The sequence below is a fragment of the Aquimarina litoralis genome, assembly GCF_019295435.1.
GTDB lineage: Bacteria > Bacteroidota > Bacteroidia > Flavobacteriales > Flavobacteriaceae > Aquimarina > Aquimarina litoralis_A.
Genome location: NZ_WEKL01000039.1, coordinates 1 through 19,004, shown reverse-complemented (window position 1 = coordinate 19,004; position 19,004 = coordinate 1). Strand labels below are relative to the sequence as shown.

The window sequence follows — 19,004 nt, the reverse complement described above, 5'->3', positions numbered from 1 at the left end:
AGAGTAGCTGTGTCTAAAACCATCAAAAAAATAGTATCATTCTTTAGAGGTAAAAAACCTTTTAAAATAACTGAGAAAGAATTAGAACAGCTTACTTCGGAAACTTTAGCAAACGATAAGGAGCATCACCATATTATCGATCTCGGTTTTTCTGATGAGGATTCTCCTATGGCCGAAGAGATGTTAATCAATATCTATGAAGATGCGATATCCTTGTTTGATTATGATCACCACAATCTAGAAAAAGTGATTTTTAATTCTTTAGAACATCATAAAATATTACTAGGATCACATCCAGAAACTAAAAAAGAAGTATTGTACTATCTCTTTAAAGAAAGCACCAATCCTAGAAGAACCACTACATCTGATAAAAAGTTGATTCATAAGATTCCGCAGGAATTTAAACGTGCCATTGGCTATCATCTTCTAAATTCGAAAATGCGACTTACAAGCAATGATTTTACTTATTTCTTTCATAAATGGAGAAACACCTATGCATATGATTACCCACTTCGTCCTTTATTACGGCAGCTAAAAAAATATGTCACGGACCATAAGATAAGCCCTGAACTTAATGTAAGCTTGCATTCCTTTCTACGTTCAAAATCTATCCAATACTTATCAATAAAACAACATATGGATGCCAAAAGTATCCTTCATAGAATTATACTTGAAAATAGTAAAATCAGCTTAATCCCTTCATCATATGTATTCCAGTTGTTACCAGATCCTTTCGGAGTTCATGTGAACAAGCTCATTTCTAATATGCGTGAAAAATACCAGCACAATATCTCCAAAATCCTTAAAATCTTATGTTATAATATTCATCAAAAGGCACTCGCACAAATTGATGACTGCTTAAAACAAATTGATCAAAAAAAATTCGATGACTTTACGTATGCTATTCTTCGGAAAGCTGCCTATTTACGATTGCGTAACCTAACATTAAGACAAAAGGAAGATCAAACTACAAAAGACATGATTTATGGTGTTTACGAACATGTCTATCCCGAAAACATTAATATGATGAAAGGATTAATACAATTACAAGGTCACAGAAAAAACCAAAGGAGCATTGAACTCATATCTATAATTCTAGAACGATGTTACGCTGTTTCCTTGGGGTCTAACTATGGTGCTACTTCACAATCGTTAGGAAAAGTGTGTATTCAAACACTTGCTTACCAATTTGGCAATGCTGGAAAAACCGAATTGAAAACGATATATCATAAAACTAATTTTAGGCTTATCAAAAAACATATCGAAAAAGTAGCTACCAAACTTGAAGAAGAGACAGGAACTTCTTTACTCTAAAATATCTATATCAAATCCAATGATATCTCGAATTCCTGGTTTAGAAATATCTTCTGGTTCGATTGGTGTTACATAATGCCATAGATCATTACCAAAAGTAAATTCTTCTCCAGTATCTGCTTGAAAAATAAACTCTCCTGGTTCCAATACTTTTTTAAAGATTAACTCATTCGTATCGGTCATTGTCTTTTCATAAATCTGACTTTCGGCACCAGTGATGTTTTGTCTATTTACGACTAAAGCGGACATAATATACTGCGCCCCATCTTCATGAACTCCTTCTGGAGCATTTTCACCTTTTATTTTTTCATGAGAAATGGTTCTCATAAAATGACTCGTAATCTGAATTTTCCGAACTTCAGGATGAATTTGCTTTACCAAACGGGACATTCGCTTCAATAACTCAAAAAACAACTTGTTTTCCACAGCTGCTCTCGATGCTTGTTTAAATACTCGTTTCCATACTCGAAAATCATCCACATCCTGTTCAAAACCTTGTTGAACAATTCGCTCTACAAAATATTGATCATCCCATATTTCAACCAAAAAAGTAGCAATACTTCGCTGTCTTGTGATGGTAGATAATTGCTCAAATTCTTGTTGTTGATCTTCGGTCAGTTGTTGGACCCAATAAGATAAAGCTTCTAAGGTTTTTGTTCCTTCGAAATACTCCTTATGTTGTTTCTCTATAGAACTCGCATCATTTGGAAAAACAGTTTTCAGAAAAGCAATTTGTTTTCCTCTCACTACATAGGCATCATCTTGCAACTCGAAAAAAAAAGGCTTGAAAAAATGTAAAAAGGAACCCACATCAATCTTCAAATCGGCAACACTTCCAACTCTAATTGGAGATTTAATCGTTCTCCCTATTTGTTTTGATATCTGCTTCTCAGTAATCATTTCTTTATCCTAACTTTCTTAGCTATATGATGTAAACATTCTTTTTTATTATGCAACCAATATACATAAGGTATCGTAATAATTGGTATTTGTGTTCTAAATAATGTTTTGTATTGTTCTATAGAAAATGTCTTTTCTAATGCTCCTGGATACCCTACCAAATCCAAACAAATAGTTCTTTGATTATACGTTATCAAAATATCCATTATATAGCCAGCGATTGGATAATTAATAATAATATCATCTTCTTTAATTCCTAACTGGATCAATTCTTCGAATACCTCTTCTGCAAAATTATCGATATATTCATCAACTGGGTCTTTAGCATAGTGTATACTGGTTTCTGATAAATAATCGATCACTAAATGTTTATTTTTAAAATTCTTTGGATCAAAAGAATAGTATAAAAATTGTTGTTGTTTTGCTCTTGTAATACTTACATTAAAAACATCTTCTCGATCTAAATATTGGAAAACCGAAGTACTTGTTTGATTATCTATAGTGAAAGTGATATACATTTGATCACGCTCTTCTCCCTGAAATTCAAATGGTGTTCCTACTGCTATTTTATGTTTCTTGATAGCCGCAAGATCCAACTCTTCAATTTTATCCTTCAGAAAGTTTACCTGATCTCTAAACGGTGAAAGAATTCCAATGGTAGTTGCTGCTCCAATAGCTACATTATGTTCTTCCTCTATAACTTTTTGTATATCTTCTAACAATTGGTGCGCTTCTCTTTGATTGGTTCCGTTCTTTAGTTTTTTGCCCTCGCAAAATACCCAATGTACAGCAGATGTTTTATAATGAATCTTTAGGTCAGACATAACCTTTAGCTTGTCAAAATAAAATTTTTGATTACTATATCGAATAATACTCGGAACACTTCTATAATGCTCATCTAAAAAATGCACATTGCTTTGAGAAGGTAATCGATCCAAGGCATAATCCAAAAAACTTGTTTCTCGATAGTTCATGACTTCATCTCCTTTTAAAAGTCCATACAAGTTGGCCGTATTTTCCATAACTTGTTTAGACAAAAATGAGACATGCCTCAATTGTTTTGGGTCTCCCACCACAACAACCTTTTTTGCTCGTGCTAATACAGGAATCATCGTGGCAATATCGCATTGCGAAGCTTCATCGATGATAGCAACATCAAAAATATCATTCTTCAAAGGAAAAACATCGCTTACATCAGTTGATTTTGTGATCCAAATAGGCAAACATTGTAATACCGACTGGAAATCGACTTCTTGAAACAAACGCTCTCGTTCCTCAACGTCTTTTGATTTAACAAGTTTTAAAAACTTAGAAAGTGTTTGATCTTTTGCTAACAGATTAGAGATCTTATCTTGATATTTCAAAGAAATGATTTCTTTAATCAGCTTATTTTTTTGATGTATATAATGTTCTAATAGCTCGATTAATTGCCAGAAAGGATATTCTTTTAGCACCTGTTTAGAAACATATTTACGCTTCAATCTTTTGAAAAAAGACGGATTATAATCTAGAAATAACTCGGCGTTTTTTATCTCTCGCTCTTCTCTATCCTGGATTTCATCACTGATTTCTTTAATCTTACGCACAGCGTAGTCAATTTCTTTTTGCTTTTTGGGAATAAAGTAATCACTTCCTCCTTTCTTGAAGACATTAATTGATTCTAGCTTCTTCCTTAATTTAGCTCTGTGACTTCTACCTGATCCTGCTCTGATAGAAAGACCTTTTACTCCTAAATCTTGTACTATTTTTTCTTGAAGCACATCAACCGCTTGATCAGATTTAGAACATATAAGTACGCTTTTATTATGATATACCTGATCTAAGGCGAGTGAAGCTATTGTATATGATTTCCCTGTTCCTGGAGGTCCTATTACCACGGTAATATCATTCGTTTTTACTGCCTGAATAATCCCAAGTTGCGAGGCACTTAAATTAGAAGGAACATATACTGCTTCTTTTGATATTGAATCCGAATTAATTTCAACTTTTCTTCTGGAGAAAAATCCTCGAAGTGTATCATTAAACAAATGTCCCTCTTTGATTTCATCAATCTCATGCAAAACATTACGACTTGATTTGGATTTCTCTACAATCCCTAAAGCAACAACTGGAAGCAACTGTAATGTAAGTGATTTTGAATGACTCCTTACTTTGTCTCCAGAAAGAAGTTCAGGAAGTATATTCAATTCAGTAGTATCAATCGGAAGATATTCTTTGAGTTTTTTTGATATCTCCTGAATATTTAGTTTTGAAGGTTCTTGATCATTGATCAACGATCTTATCTCTAAGCCAAAAGAATCATCTAGATTAAAGTTTGCTTTTAATACATTGAGCAAAGCGTCATTAACTCTATTCTCTTCAAAATTATAGTTGATATGATACAATGCATCGGTATTAATTTCCAAGGTAGCAGGAGTGACCATTAGCGGGGCACAAATGGTTCTTTTTCTTCCTAAAAACGTCAGCTTTCCTGTAATGAAAAAGCTACATGCTATAAAGGTCTTTTCCTTTCGATAAATTTCGAGATACTTATATAAATCTTCTCCGAAATCGATTTTCATAAAGGTAGTATCTTCTTCTCTATATAAGCTGGTGATACTTTTTAAGAAAAAACGTTTATCAACCTTAGTACCCAAAAAATTAAGGACATCATTATCTCTAAATTCTTGTTTATAACAATCCTGATAGTAGGATAAGACTTTTTCTATGTGCATTTCCTTAATCTCCTATTTAGTTCTTTATATATTTTTTCAACCAATTTTCAGTTTGAGAATGCATTTCAGAAGAAAACATTGTTTTTAATTGGACAACCTCAAGGTAAGTACATCCAGCACATATAGAAAGTAATTCAGATGATTTTTTAATTTCCTCGATTTCGGTTTTAACAGTTTCAGAAAAAATATACTTCTTTGATTCTGCTAATTTCATCAATGCTGATGCTGCCATATATCGTTCTGCATTATTCTTAGATCTTAGCATTTTGGCAATAGAATCATATTCTTCTTCAAATAACCTTTTTGTTATATCCAATACTGGTTTTGTGGGAGCTCCTCCAAAAAAACATGCAAACCCAATCATCTCTTCTGGATTGATATTATTTTTTAATTGGGCATTTCCTTTTGTAATTAATCCAATAAAAAAAATAACTAAGAAAATAAAACTTTGATTGGATATAAACTTATTCTTCTTCATCTTTTTGAAATCTAAGATAATCATCAACCGTTTGATTGATAGGAGGAATATCATCTTCGATAATTGTTTTTAATAATTCTTCGGTGAGTGGCGTTATCGAAACAATACGATTGGCTTGGTATTCTATGATTTTTTCAAATAAGTTTCTGGCTACTCTGGCATTTCCGAAACTTTTATGTCTTTTCTCATAAAGTTTATCAAAAATAAATTCCAGCTTTTCTTTAGCTTCTTCGGCAAGTACAAAATCATTTTTTAAACAAAACAACTCAAAAATACCGATCAGTTCTTTAGGTTTATAATGATCAAATGTAAAGTATCGATTAAATCGAGATTGTAATCCTGGATTAGACTCTATAAACTCTTCCATTTCATCTGGATATCCTGCTACGATTACTACTAGTTGATCTCTATGATCTTCCATTTTCTTAAGTAGTACTTCCACAGCTTCATTACCAAAATCCTTTTTATTATCCTTTGCTAAAGAATAAGCTTCGTCAATAAACAAAACTCCATCCAGCGAAGTCTTGATAACTTCTTCTACTTTTAAGGCAGTTTGACCTACATAACCAGCTACCATTCCTGTTCTATCGGTTTCTACAAGATGCCCTTTTTCTAAATACCCCAGATGTCTGTAAATCTTTGATACCAAACGAGCTACTGTAGTTTTACCGGTTCCTGGAGGTCCCATAAACACAGAATGTAAGGAGTTATTTACATTTTTAAGGCCTTTCTCTTCTCTTAATTTTTGCACTTTCAAGAAATTAGATAATTCTTTAACCGCAGTTTTGATATTATCTAATCCTATCAGTTCATTTAGCTCATCCATTACATCATCCAAGGTCTCATTTTCATCAATCTCTGTTTGCTTTACGCCTTCTAATTTTTCTTTTGGGTGCTGTAGCTTATCGTTAATTTTCTTTAGCAGTGCTTTTTCTTCTTCAGAAATAGTATCATCTACTTTGGCAATTAAAGAAGCTATTCTATATAAAAAAGAAGCAGAATTGGCAAAATGCTGACTATCTAATCGTTTTAATAGTGATGGTAGTAAAAATTCGTTTTTATAATCTTCTCCTAAATCAAAAAGACTAGCTGTTTTTATAATTTCTATATTCTCTTCAAATTTCTCTGACTGTACAAATTTGTTGATGCGCTCTATAGAAAGTGATGCTATGATATCATTGCCTTGTAACTTTTCGAACATAAAAGCTAGCAAGAATTTTATTTTTGCATCAGCAACAGCATTTTCTTTATCGCTAAGTGGATAAATCATATTAAACACCTTGATAATATCCTGCAAAATCACATGTTCAGCTTTAAACTCGATTGCATCATCAGTTTTATGAACAATAGCATTAATTGTATTAGAAAAGCGCTTATTATTATTGAGATCTTCTGCTAGGTTTTGAATCTTTTCACCTTCGTTTTTTAAGATCTGTAGAAACTCATAGTCCACATCATAATCTTTTGCCACATCTTCTTTTTGATTGACAAAATCTTTGAATTTATTTGTAAAGTCTGCTAGTGTCTTTTTCTCATCTTTTTTGGTAAGCAATAGATCTTCCATTAATCCATCTAATATGGATATATGTTCTTTTGGAAAAGCACTAAATTTTACATCCTTAAAAATATCCTTCTCTAGAGAAAGTGTAGCCCCAGCAACATGAATATTTTGAGTAGTAATAATAAAATCTAGCTCATCTATGGATTCCTTTAAAGAATATAAAAGCAATAGATCTTCATTTTTGATTTTCAAAGAAGGGAAAGCTTCAGAAATAGCTAATATTTTTAGAGGATTTATAGATTTTCCTTTAAAGAAAGAAGCCTTGTATTTTTGATCTAATTTAGCAAAAAACTGGTCTGTAGCTTTATGATATTTTCTATTGGTCATAAGATGTTTTTACGCAAAAAAGTGAATTATGATTTTAATTGTTCTTCGGCTTTCTTTTTAGCCTTTTTATCAGCTTCTATGGCAATCAGTACGAAGCCGATCAATAATGAAAATAGTGCTGTTGTTATTAAAAATCCCCATAACTTATTATTAGGGTAAACTGCCAACCCTCTTGGAATGGTTACCTTTGTTCTCTTCCCTGTATCCAACAAAGTTTCTCTAAGTTTTATAAGTACATTGGTTCTTTCTAAAGCACTTTCTGATTTTAAATTCTGAAGTTCATTTTGGCTTGCTTTTAAGTTTTTATACCAAAAGCCTATATCTTCATTAGGTGTTTCCCATATCATTGAGGTATATCCGCTTGTCAAATTATTAGCTTCTAAATACGTAATCACCTTAGTCAGTTCTTCATTTGCAATCTCAATTGTACTTGCATCTGCTGCTCTTTTTAGATATCCAGATACATTTTGTTTAAACTGTATTTTTTTAGAAATTCTAACTCCAAAGATCACCAATGATACTGCAATCAACAATGTCCCAATTATACTTTTCATTTTAGCTGTTTTAATTTTTTATCATTCCTTTTCCCTCAACTTTAACAGAAAATTAAACCTCTTTAACAATAACAAACACCCATAAAACTAAAGGTATCAATGGAATCCAATATTAGATTCCGACACAAACCTGAGTGTCTAATGTTCGGGAATCATTTTAATTTTAATTTTTTTATTATGTTAAAACACATTTTAAGTTTATCAAAGGTTTCTATTCTTTCAAAGAGAAATCAAAGTAGAATTCAAGGTGGATTCCTTGGCTCTGATTGCCTTGAATTACCACCTGAATGTGGACCAAATGAATTTTTGTTTGAATGTACTTGTGTTGATGAAAATACTGGTTTTCCTGGTTAATATGATTTTTAAAAATCATATTGATTAGCTAAACAAAAATCATCCGAAGAAAGTTGTTATAAAACAGCTTTCTTCCTTTGAACTTTTCGGCTCTCAACCAAATACTTTATATTCAAAAATCAACTCCCAGAATCAATTTGCATCATCGCATCCTCTACTTCATGAACTAGCTCATCAAAATGTGCTAATCTTTTTGTCTCACGTGTTCTATTAAATGGTAAATCAATGTCGATATGTTTTACAAAATGTGACGGTGCATGTTTCATGATATAAATATCATCTGCTAAATACACTGCTTCTTGTATATCATGTGTTACAAACAAAATAGTAGGACTAAACTTTTCCCAAATACCGATCAATAAATCTTGCATTTGCAAACGAGTTTTAATATCTAACGCTCCAAAAGGTTCATCCATTAAAAGAATCTCTGGATTAGACATCAAACTTCTAGCTATCGCAACACGCTGTAATTGACCTCCAGAAAGTGTAGGATATTGAGCATACTTTTTTTGATGTCCATCCAAACCGACGAGTTGAATCATTTCCATTGCTTTCTCGTCACGCTCTTTTTTAGAAATTCCTTTAAAACGTAATCCCAAACCTACATTATCCAGCACAGTCATCCAAGGCAAAGAGGAATACTGCTGAAACACCATACTCACTCTATTCTCTTTACTAACTGGTTTCCCTTTGACCAATACTGTTCCTGATGTTGGCTCTTGTAATCCTGCAATATATCTTAATAAAGTAGACTTACCACATCCTGACATACCTAATATAACAGTGAACTGACCTTGCATAGGTTTGTCTTCTACCAGCAAATCCAAATTTTCTATGATCTTGGTTTTCCCTCCATCATAGGATTGGGATATCCCTCTAAGTTCAATCACATTAGGAGCCTGAGGAGTATCTGTAAATTGTAATGCCATATTAGTGTTTGTTTCCTTTATTAATGTGTTTGAAAGGGAATAATATCTTATCAATCATTACAAAAAGTCGATCTTGTAAAATTCCAATAACAACGATGATAATCAATATTGCAAAAGCTTTATCAATTCTACTTTGTCGTTTGGCGGTCCAAATTAACTCACCAATTCCTCCTCCTTTGTTTAGCATTTCTACAATGGTAATATAAGTCCAAGAAATTGCCGTCAAAACTCTTATATCATCAATAATTTTTGAGAATACATATGGCATGTATACGGTTCTAATGGTTTGCCAAGAGGTTGCTCCTAATGTAAAAACAGTATTTAGATATACATTTTGTACCTCATCAATCCGTTGAATGACGACAGGTATTAGATAAACAATGATACCAAAAGCTAGAAAGGATACTTTCATATCACTTCCCAATCCTAACCACATGATAAAAATACCTGTTACCGCAGTTAATGGAATAAAACGATACGAATTGATAATCTGACTAAACAGTCCTCTAAACAAAGGAATTAATCCCAATAAAAATCCAATAGGAATAGATACTAAAATAGCTACCAGATATCCTAGAAAATTTAGCTTTATAGAATAGAATGTATTTCCGATTACATCGTCATTTTTATTTAAATCAGGAAATGCTTTAATTACTTTAACTGGCGACGGAAGCAAAGGATACACTTTGTTTTTCTTAAGCCCGAAAGAAGTCAATTCTTCTATACTCATCTCCTCGAGTGCATCGTAATTAGCAATCAAAAGAGAATCACTCTCATAGTATTTTCGCTCACTTTGAGCAATCTTAGAAATATCTATTGTTTCATCTTGAGTAATTACTGAAGTTGATAAAAACTCAGCCAATAGAAACCATAAACCTATAAGGATTATGGCTCCAATTGCTGTAAGTATTGCTTTATCTTTGGACTCTAAATTTCCTCTAAGCTCAAAAAGTTTTTTGATCCCTGCCATTAGTCTACCACCAATTCAAAGTCTGTTCTTCTGTTCTTAGATTTACAATCTGCATTCTGGTTACGCTCACATCCTGGAACTGGTTTATCTGGTCCATTTCCTAAAATGATAAATCGGTTATGTGGCATTTGATGTTCTTTTTCAAGATAATCAGCCACAGATTGTGCTCTTTTCTTAGACAGCGCAACATTTGATGAACGGTTTCCTACATTATCTGTATTTCCTTCAATTCTAATTCTTGCATTTGCAAATGCTTTTGCAATAGGTGTAAACTGTAGATCTATCAATTGTTTTGAGTTTTCATCTAATTGATATTCTCCTGTTCTAAAACTAATACTTACTTTCTTAGAAGATAAGGATTCTTTTTTCTCTAATGTTTCATCTACCGCAGTAAACTGTTTTTGTTGTTCTGCGTTATGAGAATTACCAGAAAGTGTAGTTTTGTTTACTAAATCTTTTGTAGATAATAGCCTCCAACTTTTTGCGCCAACTGTACTATATCCAAGATTATTATACTTCACTTTCATTTTATTATATAGATCTTCTCCTGTAACTCCGCTATAACTAGGGTTTAATCCGAAGAAATCTTTATTATCTCCATGTGTAGCTAATCTCACATTATTAATTGCATCATAGCAGAAATCTTCCGGTTGAGATAATCCTTCTGCTAAAATTTTTGCAGCTTTCCTTTTATTGCTATCCGAACTATTCAATTCTGAAGCTCCGATCATCCATCCTTCATACAGATCCTGTAGTTGTTCTTTATGAGTTTCAATAAATTCTTTCTTAGAAACGAAAACATCAGCAATAATATGAGTAGCATTTTTGGTACTTTCTAATACTTTCGCTCCAGCTACTTTAGCCACACAGTCTGCATCATCTGGACTCCAAACTACTGCAGCGTCTACTGTATTACTTTTAAAAGAATCTGCAGCATCAATTGCACTAGGAACTTCTACTAGCTGAACATCTTTAGTAGTCATATCACTAGCTTCTAATAACCAAATTAAGAAAGAATGTGAAGGCGTCATAGGTGCCACTGCTATTTTCTTTCCTCTAAGATCACTTACTTTATTAATTCCTCTTGCTGCTACTATTGCGTCTCCTCCTCTACTCCAGTCTGCCTGAAATACAACTTGTGGTTGGTATTGAGATAATCCTTCTACTTCTGTTGGGAATGCGTCAATTGTAGCCCACATTAAATCGATAGAACCATTTTTAAAAGCATCTCTAGAAGCATCGAAATCATCAATTACTTCAAAATTCACTTTAAATCCATAGTCTTTATAAAATCTTGAGTTTGTATTTGCCTTAAAACCTTCATTAAAATATTGTCCTCCAGCATATCCTCCCCAAGTCACTACTCCGATATTGATTACATCTTTGTATCCATCTTTTGTTTTTCCTCCTTTATCTTTAGAGGTTAGTTCTTCAATCTTTTCCTGAGCATCGGGATTATCACGTAGTTGCATAAAAAGATAGTACAAACCACCTAAGATAAGTGCTACAATTAAGAGTTTCGAAAATGGAGTTAATTTAGCTCTTGCCATAATATTTGATTGGTATTTATATTAATCTTCGAAATTGAATAAATCCGAATATTGATTATTTTGTGTTTTAGTTTTTACAATAGGTGCATCCAAATCGACGCTATGTTGATCGTGCACTAATAAATCTTTTTGATTTCCTAAGATCAGAGAGACACCTTCTTTTTCCCATTTCTCTAATAATTCTAATCCTTCTTCTTCAAAAATTCCATTTTGTAAATCGATAGAATCCATGAAATTGGTAGACATATCCATGAAACGTTCCATCTCACCAATTTTCATACTTACATCTTCTGCTATTACTTCTAAAGCACGATCGAACATTTCCTTCTTATCATTATTCCCAGAAATGATATTCATTGCAGATTTCATGGCAGAATGGCTGGCTCTTATCGCCTTTCTTTCCTGCTCTTTTACCATTACTTGATCTTCGATATCCTCTAGAAGAATTTCAGAATTCTCATACATTTTAATAAGAACTCTATACAAAACTTCCATTTTTTTGTAGAGTCCATCCAACTTAAGATTAGATTCTTGCAAGCGTCCTGCTTTCCTAGATTTAAGGATCATGATTCCTTTTTTATCCTTTTCTTTTGCAGCACTTGCTAGTTTAAGATTGCTATTGATACTTTTCTTATTATCGTAGATGATCTGCTGTAATCGCTTCATTTGTCCTTTAAGCACTGCGATTTGCTTAYTCATCTTTTTAAGATTACTCTTTAGATCATCTATATAACTTTTAAGAATACCAATTGGATCTATTTGAATAAAAATACCTGTTATCCAACGCATAAAAGATTTATACATATAGAAAATCAGGTTTCGCATCTTAGGATCTAATACCATATAGATTAAAGCTCCCAAAACAGCTAAAAGCACTCCTAAATACAACGTATTCTCCGCAATCTGTATTAAAAAGGGCAGCACTTTATATAAACCATATAATCCTCCGGCTCCTAAAAGCCCCATAAATAACATCCCGGTTCTACCTTCGGGTTTTTTCCAAAATGATTTTGGTTTTAATGAGTTGTCGTCCATTTATTTTAAATATTTCTGCATTTTAACAATATCTTCCTCAAACTGTTTTTTCAGATGACTGTAAGACACTTTAAAATCGTTCTGCGTTTTATTGATTTTATTATTACTCTCCTCTACTTTAGCCTTTAAATCACTAATCTGTTGCTGATGCTTCGTAATTTCTTCAGTCAACTTTTTAATTTGCTCTGATTTTTCTTTGATGATCGATTGAAACTGTGCTATTTCTCTTTCTCTACCGGATACCTTACTATCAAATTGATTTTTAAATGCTCCTAAAAACTGTTCATTTTCTTTATCCAAAACACCAATATAAAAATTGGTCGTCTGCAAAAGCTTATCCAGAGTTACTCCCATGGTAGAGGCCGTAGCAAAAGCAGAGCGATACTTTGTAGCCTCATCCATTGGCATTTTTTCTAATGCTTTTAGCGATTTTTTGTATTCTAAATAGTCAAATCCATCCAGATTATTTTTCTCAATCGCTTGTAATAATTTTTCAACTATTTTATTATCCAGTGCTCCTTCAGAAGAAACGGTAACTGGATTATTTGGAAGAGGTGGCGGTGTCGAAGCTGCCGGTTTTTTTTCAGTAGTATCTGCCTTATTCTCTTTAGGCTCTGAAGTTTCCTTATTATCTGCTTCGTCTTCTACTATAAATAAAGACTTTAAGTTTTTTAGCATGGTTAGTGAATTTAAACAAATTTATAAAAATAAGTGTTTTGTAAGGATTTAAAATACGTATTTCCTTCTTTCCCTGTAATATATTGGTATCATTTACTAGGAAAATGTTACAGTCAGTATGCCACATACTACTTTACAATCCGATCCCAAGCGATTTTAATTCCTATTAGCAATAACAAGAAGAATCCTATCAAATATTGGAATCTTCCTACGAAAAACACTCCAAAAAACATTCTTTGTAAAACATAAGTAATTATAAAAGTGATCATTATTAGCATAAAAAGTCCTGACAACTTTCCAAAACCTGGTATTTGAGACATGGAAACAGTCTTATTAATAATGATTAAACTTACAATCATTGCTATCAAAGGAACAAAATATGTAACCAAATCTAATTGGAGTAAATTCGTTTTTAAAAAAAAGAAACTATAAAGAAGTAATACCAAGGCCAGCAGTCCTGGTATGGTAACCGCATAAATCAAAGCTCCATAAAAATAGGTAATAGGTGGTTTGAAGTTTGAACGTTTTACAAAAAGTAAACCTATAAGTGAAATTACTATCACTACAGCAAAATACCCTAATACTAAGTTGGGGTGATTGCCAAACCAATTGATAAAATCTTGAACCGTCATTAATCACTAAAGAATAAATATACTACCGTAATATATAGAATAAAATCATAACAAAATAAAATGATCAGTCATTGTTTTTAATTTACAATATACCTTGTATTACCATCTCAAAACTAAAAAAGGTATCGTGATTAGCAAAGTAGCCATTTTATGTTTTAATGTAGTACAGAATCTGTTCTATTAATATACCTTCAAAAATAAATTTAATACCCTATCTTAGAATCAGATTTAAATCGTTATCACTAATAGTCAATCAAAAACTTAAGTTCTGAATATAATTTTCTTAGAATTCATAAATCAAATCACTCTATTTAATGGACTTCCCATTCAATTTCAATCAAAAAAGTTCTTTATTACTTATATTTTTCTTTCATGGTATTGTATTTTCCATTCTAGCCTTGCGAAGAGGTTTCACTAGTAATAATACATCAAGCAAGTGGCTTGGTTTCCTGCTTTTTCTTTATAGCATGTATATAATACCTTATATGTTAGGATATGCAAATTGGTATGCTGAAAAAATTACTAGAGAAATATTATTCTTTATCCCGTTTATGCAGGTATTACTTATCGGCCCTGTTGTATTCTTTTACACCAAAAGTTTATTAAATATTGATTTTAAGCTTTCTCGAAAAGAATATCTCCATTTTTTACCAGCACTATTATATGTTTTTTATAGTTTGATAATTTTTATTACTGATAAATTTATTTTAGACGAATATTATTTTTATGCTAATGATAGAGACAAAGATTTAGAGAATTGGTATCAAGTCACTGGTCTTATTTCTATGGTGTTCTATTTAGTGATAAGTCTTCAACATTATTTCAGATACAAAAAATTAGTCTTTGAAAAGGTTAGTTATGCAGAAACCTTATTGTTTCAGTGGATTCGTAATTTTATGATTGCCTTTCTAATCATTCTGATTTTAAGAGTATTATTTTTTATCACGAATCCTAACTGGGGTAACTTTGGAAGTCAATTTTGGCATTATATTGCTTTTTCTTTTATTTTCTACTACATCGCAATTACTGGTTACAGTAATATTATAAAACAAACCACTTTATTAGGCGAAAAGGTTCAGCTAATAAATGTTTTTGAAGATCAAGCAATAGTATCGAGCGAGACCCCTTCAGCAACCAATTTAGATTTGGATGTACCAATATGGAAAGATAAGCTTGCATCTCTAATGACAGAAAAACGGTTTTTTGAAAATCCGCGATTAACTCTTGCTGATGTAGCTGATGAATTAAGTAGTACAACCAAAACTATTTCTATAGCAGTAAACAATTGTTTTCATATGAATTTTAATGATTTTGTAAATCACTATCGAATTGAAGCAGTTAAAGAAAAATTAAAACAAGGTAAACAAAAGCAAACTACATTACTAGGTATTGCCTTTGATTGTGGTTTTAATAGTAAGTCTACGTTTAATAGAGCCTTCAAGAAAAACACCTCATTATCTCCTAAAGATTATATTCAAAAAATAACTATTAAATAGGTGTCAAATCAAGATTTGAAGCGATTTGATTAGTGGTTAAGTGCGATTTTTGTTTGAAATAATCAATCAATGATCATGAAACTTAATTTCTCTTTAGTATTCTTTTTTGTCTTTTACATTAGTAATGCTCAGGATATAGCATTAAAAAAAATTGACTCTATTATCGAGTCAAAAATTAAAGAAACGGATCCTGGACTAATGGTAGGAATTGTAAAAGATGGAAAAACCATTTATGAGAAATATTATGGGCTTGCAAATCTTCAACATCAAGTAAAGGTTGACGAAAAAACAAGATCTAATATTGCTTCAACAGCAAAACAGTTTACAGCCTTAATGATCTTAGATTTGGCGCTGAGGAATAAGTTAAGTTTAGAAGATGATCTACGAAAATATCTTCCAGATCTTTATAAAAACATAGCACATAAAATTAAGATAAGACAAATCATTAACCATACCAGTGGTATACGTGATTATGTAGAATTATTAGATTTAGAGGGGATGATCTGGTGGAAACGGTTTGGGTTAGACAACAATGATATCATAGAATTACTACAAAAACAAGAAGATTTAGGATTTACACCAGGATCCAAATATTCTTACAGCAATTCAAATTACATTATTCTCGCAAAAATCATTGAAAGTGTCTCTGGACAAAATTTCAACAGTTATTCTAAAACCTTTTTCAAAAAATTAGAGATGAATACCACTTCATTTGTAGAAAAGTATATGAAGGTCATTCCAAATAGAGCAAATCCATATTCTACATGGGGAAATACCGAGTGGTTAGAGGTTCCGACGGTAACAAAAACAAATGGTGAGGGATTTTTATTTACTACTTTAAAGGATCAGTTAATTTATGAACAATTGATACAAAATGCATATGTAGACGATAATAAGCTCTTGATTCAAAGTCAACTTCCTATACCTAATAGCGAAATTAAAACCTATGGTTTTGGATTAGAATTACAAGATATACTTGGACATAAATGTGTTTATCACGCTGGTGGCACATTTGGATTTCACTCACAAACTTATCGATTTCCAAAAGAAAAGCTTACTATTTTTATAATGAGTAACAATGGTGATATAAGTAGTAATCTTATAGGGCAAGAAATTGCCAAAATTCTTTTGCCAACTTCAAATAACAAAGCTTCATATGATAAAATGTACTATCAAAAAAATGATAATGAAAGCATCAATGTCCTGGGTAATTATATCTACCCCAATGAAGATTCGATGGTTCAAATAATTAAAAAAGGAAATAAAATCTACTGGCAAGAAAAAAAATTTACTGTTGAGATATTCTCAGAAGGAAAAAATAAGTATGCCTCCACAAATAATTCAAAAATAAAAATTGTTTTTTATCCAAACGAAATGATGGTTTTCTACACTTCAGGAAAAACAAAGACGTTCAAAAAGCAAATAGGGACACCTGTAACAGTATCAGATTTTAATAATCTTGTTGGCACATATCATAATAGTGAATTAGATGCAAGCTTTGAGATGAAGTTTGAGGGAGAAAAAACATTAAAGTTAAAGTTTTCAGACGATCAAAATTTTGAGAATGTGCTCGTATACAATAGCGTTTTAATGTCGTCGGACAATTATTTTTTAAAAGTTCAAAAAGATGCTTTTGATCGAGTAACCGAGATACTATTATCATATGGAAGAGCACTTAACATGAGGTTTAAAAAGAAGACTCATTTTCAATATCAACCTAAAGTAAAAGCAGGAGATGGATCTATACAAGTAACCACTATTCCATCTAAAAATGGAAATACTTCAGATATTTTATTAACCAAAAATTATAAAAACGGCAATGAGATTTGGTTTAAGCGATTTGGCGGTAGTAGTTATGACAAAGCAAATTCAATTTTAAATGTAGAGGATGGATATATAATCGTGGGTTCAACAAGCTCTTATGGAAACGGGAACTACGATATGTTTGTTATTAAAACAGATAAAAAAGGAAACAAACTTTGGCAAAAAACATATGGTGGTTTTTATAATGAATATGGCTATTCAGCAGAAAAAACAAACGTAGGTTATATTATCAAAAGAACTAAGCAATCCTGCGAAAACAACACAGACATCCATAGAAAATGTAAAAAAAATGTGTGGTTTGTAACAATTGACAAAAACGGTAATGAAATTAATAATCAAATACTGGAGCCTGTAAACTAATAGTAGGAGAAAAATATCAAAATGGTATACTATTAGAAGTTAATTCTAAAGTTGATCAATAAGTGTTCTTTGAAACCTCCAAATCAGAATTAATCTATTTTATTCTATTAGTTTCATATAAACTACGAAATAAATTATTCAATTAAATTTGGATAATAGTATTAGATTATATAATATTTGTGGTACAAATGATGAAAAATAAAGCACATATTACGCCGAGATCGCTGTTTAGTCAGTGTGATTACCGATGGATAGGAGAATTATCCCATCGAAAACGGACGTTGTGTAGCTAATTTTAATCCTTATATATGAAGTGATTTAGATAAAAACTATATAAAACTACAAGCGTTCAAGAAATTGGACGCTTTTTTTATTGAAATTTTTTAGAAAAAATGTATAGAGCTTAATTAGCACATAAAGAATAGCATTTGGAAAGTAAGCATCAGGGAGACAGACAGTTGCCAAAAAATCCAAAATTCGTTGAAAAACGAACAGGAATCCCTATGTCTTAAATCAAATGTAACTATCTGAAAATCAGTAAAATAAATTCAAAAAATATTTGGAGATTAAAAAAAAGTTTAGATCTTTGCACCGTAATCACAACAGAACGAAAATGTGATTGCAATAGTTAGAATATTATAAAAAATAAGAAATGATACCGAGTAATTTAAAACATAGTTTAATCCAACTCTTTGGCGAACGAAGAGCATATTGTTCCGATTGGAATAATAATGGTGTCTATTATATAGAAAAGAAGTGTATGCGAACATAAATCGACATACCATCATAAGATATATAAGAGGCGCCTGATTCAGGCGCCTTTTTTTATTTAAATAGTTCATTGACATACTGAAAACCAAACTTGACGTGTAGCTTAATTGGAAAAGCACTCGGCTTTTAACCGAGGTTATGTGGGTTCGATCCCCGCTGCGTCAACTTTAAGGAAGAGCAAGCCAATTGGCGGTGGCCGCAGTCTTGAAAACTGTTAGGAGCTAATGACTCGTGTGGGTTCGACTCCCACTTCTTCCGCTATGGAGGATAGGCAAATATTGGTTTGTTGCGCTTGTCTGCTAAACGAGTCTGTTTAAGTTCAATTCCTTTGTCCTCCGCAATATTGATACTGTAGCTTAATGGTAAAGCTGGGAGCTGTTAACTCTCGAGATGTAAGTTCGAGTCTTACTGGTATCGCAAAAGACAAGGTGGCTGAAAGGTTAAGGCTACGGACTGCAACGCCGTTTTTTACAGGTTCGAATCCTGTTCTTGTCTCCAAGATTTGGAAGTATTGAGCAATTGGTTGGCTCTCCAGACTGTAAATCTGGCCTCTCCGG

Annotated in this window: 15 protein-coding genes and 4 tRNA genes; 8 read left to right on the top strand and 11 right to left on the bottom strand. The window is 32.0% G+C overall.

Annotated features, from left to right (window positions below; all coding sequences use genetic code 11):
• Positions 1-9: 9 nt before the first annotated feature.
• Positions 10-1,314, top strand: coding sequence for a hypothetical protein (locus GBO31_RS17660; protein ID WP_219009777.1), 1,305 nt, complete (start codon positions 10-12; stop codon positions 1,312-1,314).
• Here GBO31_RS17660 and GBO31_RS17655 read toward each other — a convergent pair.
• From GBO31_RS17655 to GBO31_RS17635, 5 genes are read right to left on the bottom strand one after another with little or no spacing between them, the layout of a single operon-like run.
• Complete coding sequence (locus GBO31_RS17655) at positions 1,306-2,214, bottom strand: 2OG-Fe dioxygenase family protein (RefSeq protein WP_219009776.1); 909 nt, start codon at positions 2,212-2,214, stop codon at positions 1,306-1,308. The genes GBO31_RS17660 and GBO31_RS17655 overlap by 9 nt on opposite strands.
• Positions 2,211-4,928 carry a DEAD/DEAH box helicase gene (locus GBO31_RS17650; protein WP_219009775.1) on the bottom strand — a complete coding sequence of 906 codons (2,718 nt, stop codon included), beginning with the start codon at positions 4,926-4,928 and terminating at the stop codon, positions 2,211-2,213. The genes GBO31_RS17655 and GBO31_RS17650 overlap by 4 nt, the downstream gene beginning before the upstream one ends.
• Positions 4,929-4,944: 16 nt before the next feature.
• Positions 4,945-5,406, bottom strand: a complete 462-nt coding sequence (locus GBO31_RS17645; protein WP_219009774.1) for a hypothetical protein — start codon at positions 5,404-5,406, stop codon at positions 4,945-4,947.
• Complete coding sequence (locus GBO31_RS17640) at positions 5,393-7,294, bottom strand: AAA family ATPase (protein ID WP_219009768.1); 1,902 nt, start codon at positions 7,292-7,294, stop codon at positions 5,393-5,395. Before GBO31_RS17640 ends, GBO31_RS17645 begins: the two co-directional genes overlap by 14 nt.
• A 26-nt stretch (positions 7,295-7,320) precedes the next feature.
• The gene (locus GBO31_RS17635) at positions 7,321-7,848 is read right to left on the bottom strand and encodes a hypothetical protein (protein ID WP_219009766.1); all 528 of its coding nucleotides are present in this window, start codon (positions 7,846-7,848) and stop codon (positions 7,321-7,323) included.
• A gap of 177 nt (positions 7,849-8,025) precedes the next feature.
• Between GBO31_RS17635 and GBO31_RS17630 the strand changes: the two genes are divergently transcribed.
• Entirely contained in the window at positions 8,026-8,202 is a 177-nt protein-coding gene (locus tag GBO31_RS17630) for a hypothetical protein (protein ID WP_219009764.1), read from the top strand.
• A gap of 119 nt (positions 8,203-8,321) precedes the next feature.
• Here the strand turns inward: GBO31_RS17630 and GBO31_RS17625 are convergent, their stop codons facing one another.
• From GBO31_RS17625 to GBO31_RS17600, 6 genes are all read right to left on the bottom strand, one after another.
• Complete coding sequence (locus GBO31_RS17625; protein ID WP_219009763.1) at positions 8,322-9,131, bottom strand: ABC transporter ATP-binding protein; 810 nt, start codon at positions 9,129-9,131, stop codon at positions 8,322-8,324.
• Position 9,132: 1 nt separating this feature from the next.
• Positions 9,133-10,101: an ABC transporter permease gene (locus GBO31_RS17620; protein WP_219009761.1), complete on the bottom strand. Its 969-nt coding sequence runs from the start codon at positions 10,099-10,101 to the stop codon at positions 9,133-9,135.
• Positions 10,101-11,651, bottom strand: coding sequence for a phosphate ABC transporter substrate-binding/OmpA family protein (locus GBO31_RS17615; RefSeq protein WP_219009759.1), 1,551 nt, complete (start codon positions 11,649-11,651; stop codon positions 10,101-10,103). Before GBO31_RS17615 ends, GBO31_RS17620 begins: the two co-directional genes overlap by 1 nt.
• A gap of 21 nt (positions 11,652-11,672) precedes the next feature.
• Complete coding sequence (locus GBO31_RS17610; RefSeq protein WP_219009758.1) at positions 11,673-12,686, bottom strand: PspA/IM30 family protein; 1,014 nt, start codon at positions 12,684-12,686, stop codon at positions 11,673-11,675.
• Positions 12,687-13,364 carry a hypothetical protein gene (locus GBO31_RS17605; protein ID WP_219009757.1) on the bottom strand — a complete coding sequence of 226 codons (678 nt, stop codon included), beginning with the start codon at positions 13,362-13,364 and terminating at the stop codon, positions 12,687-12,689.
• 128 nt (positions 13,365-13,492) lie between these two features.
• The gene (locus GBO31_RS17600; protein ID WP_219009754.1) at positions 13,493-13,996 is read right to left on the bottom strand and encodes a hypothetical protein; all 504 of its coding nucleotides are present in this window, start codon (positions 13,994-13,996) and stop codon (positions 13,493-13,495) included.
• Positions 13,997-14,310: 314 nt separating this feature from the next.
• Here GBO31_RS17600 and GBO31_RS17595 point away from each other — a divergent pair, with 314 nt between their 5' ends.
• The 6 genes from GBO31_RS17595 (at position 14,311) to GBO31_RS17570 (ending at position 18,945) form a co-directional block, all read left to right on the top strand.
• Entirely contained in the window at positions 14,311-15,492 is a 1,182-nt protein-coding gene (locus tag GBO31_RS17595; protein WP_219009753.1) for a helix-turn-helix domain-containing protein, read from the top strand.
• Between the two features lie 75 nt (positions 15,493-15,567).
• Positions 15,568-17,676, top strand: a complete 2,109-nt coding sequence (locus tag GBO31_RS17590) for a serine hydrolase domain-containing protein (protein ID WP_219009752.1) — start codon at positions 15,568-15,570, stop codon at positions 17,674-17,676.
• 863 nt (positions 17,677-18,539) lie between these two features.
• A tRNA-Lys gene (locus GBO31_RS17585) sits at positions 18,540-18,612 on the top strand.
• Positions 18,613-18,618: 6 nt separating this feature from the next.
• A tRNA-Ser gene (locus tag GBO31_RS17580) sits at positions 18,619-18,705 on the top strand.
• An 87-nt stretch (positions 18,706-18,792) separates the two neighbouring features.
• A tRNA-Asn gene (locus tag GBO31_RS17575) sits at positions 18,793-18,864 on the top strand.
• A 5-nt stretch (positions 18,865-18,869) separates the two neighbouring features.
• A tRNA-Cys gene (locus GBO31_RS17570) sits at positions 18,870-18,945 on the top strand.
• Positions 18,946-19,004: the final 59 nt, after the last annotated feature.

What these genes read in the sequence shown, in the direction of transcription:
- GBO31_RS17595 (WP_219009753.1), top strand. Translation starts at nt 14,311, where the DNA reads ATGGACTTCCCATTCAATTTCAATCAAAAAAGTTCTTTATTACTTATA.
- GBO31_RS17635 (WP_219009766.1), bottom strand. Translation starts at nt 7,848, where the DNA reads ATGAAAAGTATAATTGGGACATTGTTGATTGCAGTATCATTGGTGATC.
- GBO31_RS17605 (WP_219009757.1), bottom strand. Translation starts at nt 13,364, where the DNA reads ATGCTAAAAAACTTAAAGTCTTTATTTATAGTAGAAGACGAAGCAGAT.
- GBO31_RS17600 (WP_219009754.1), bottom strand. Translation starts at nt 13,996, where the DNA reads ATGACGGTTCAAGATTTTATCAATTGGTTTGGCAATCACCCCAACTTA.
- GBO31_RS17655 (WP_219009776.1), bottom strand. Translation starts at nt 2,214, where the DNA reads ATGATTACTGAGAAGCAGATATCAAAACAAATAGGGAGAACGATTAAA.
- GBO31_RS17640 (WP_219009768.1), bottom strand. Translation starts at nt 7,294, where the DNA reads ATGACCAATAGAAAATATCATAAAGCTACAGACCAGTTTTTTGCTAAA.
- GBO31_RS17630 (WP_219009764.1), top strand. Translation starts at nt 8,026, where the DNA reads ATGTTAAAACACATTTTAAGTTTATCAAAGGTTTCTATTCTTTCAAAG.
- GBO31_RS17625 (WP_219009763.1), bottom strand. Translation starts at nt 9,131, where the DNA reads ATGGCATTACAATTTACAGATACTCCTCAGGCTCCTAATGTGATTGAA.
- GBO31_RS17645 (WP_219009774.1), bottom strand. Translation starts at nt 5,406, where the DNA reads ATGAAGAAGAATAAGTTTATATCCAATCAAAGTTTTATTTTCTTAGTT.
- GBO31_RS17650 (WP_219009775.1), bottom strand. Translation starts at nt 4,928, where the DNA reads ATGCACATAGAAAAAGTCTTATCCTACTATCAGGATTGTTATAAACAA.
- GBO31_RS17615 (WP_219009759.1), bottom strand. Translation starts at nt 11,651, where the DNA reads ATGGCAAGAGCTAAATTAACTCCATTTTCGAAACTCTTAATTGTAGCA.
- GBO31_RS17590 (WP_219009752.1), top strand. Translation starts at nt 15,568, where the DNA reads ATGAAACTTAATTTCTCTTTAGTATTCTTTTTTGTCTTTTACATTAGT.
- GBO31_RS17620 (WP_219009761.1), bottom strand. Translation starts at nt 10,101, where the DNA reads ATGGCAGGGATCAAAAAACTTTTTGAGCTTAGAGGAAATTTAGAGTCC.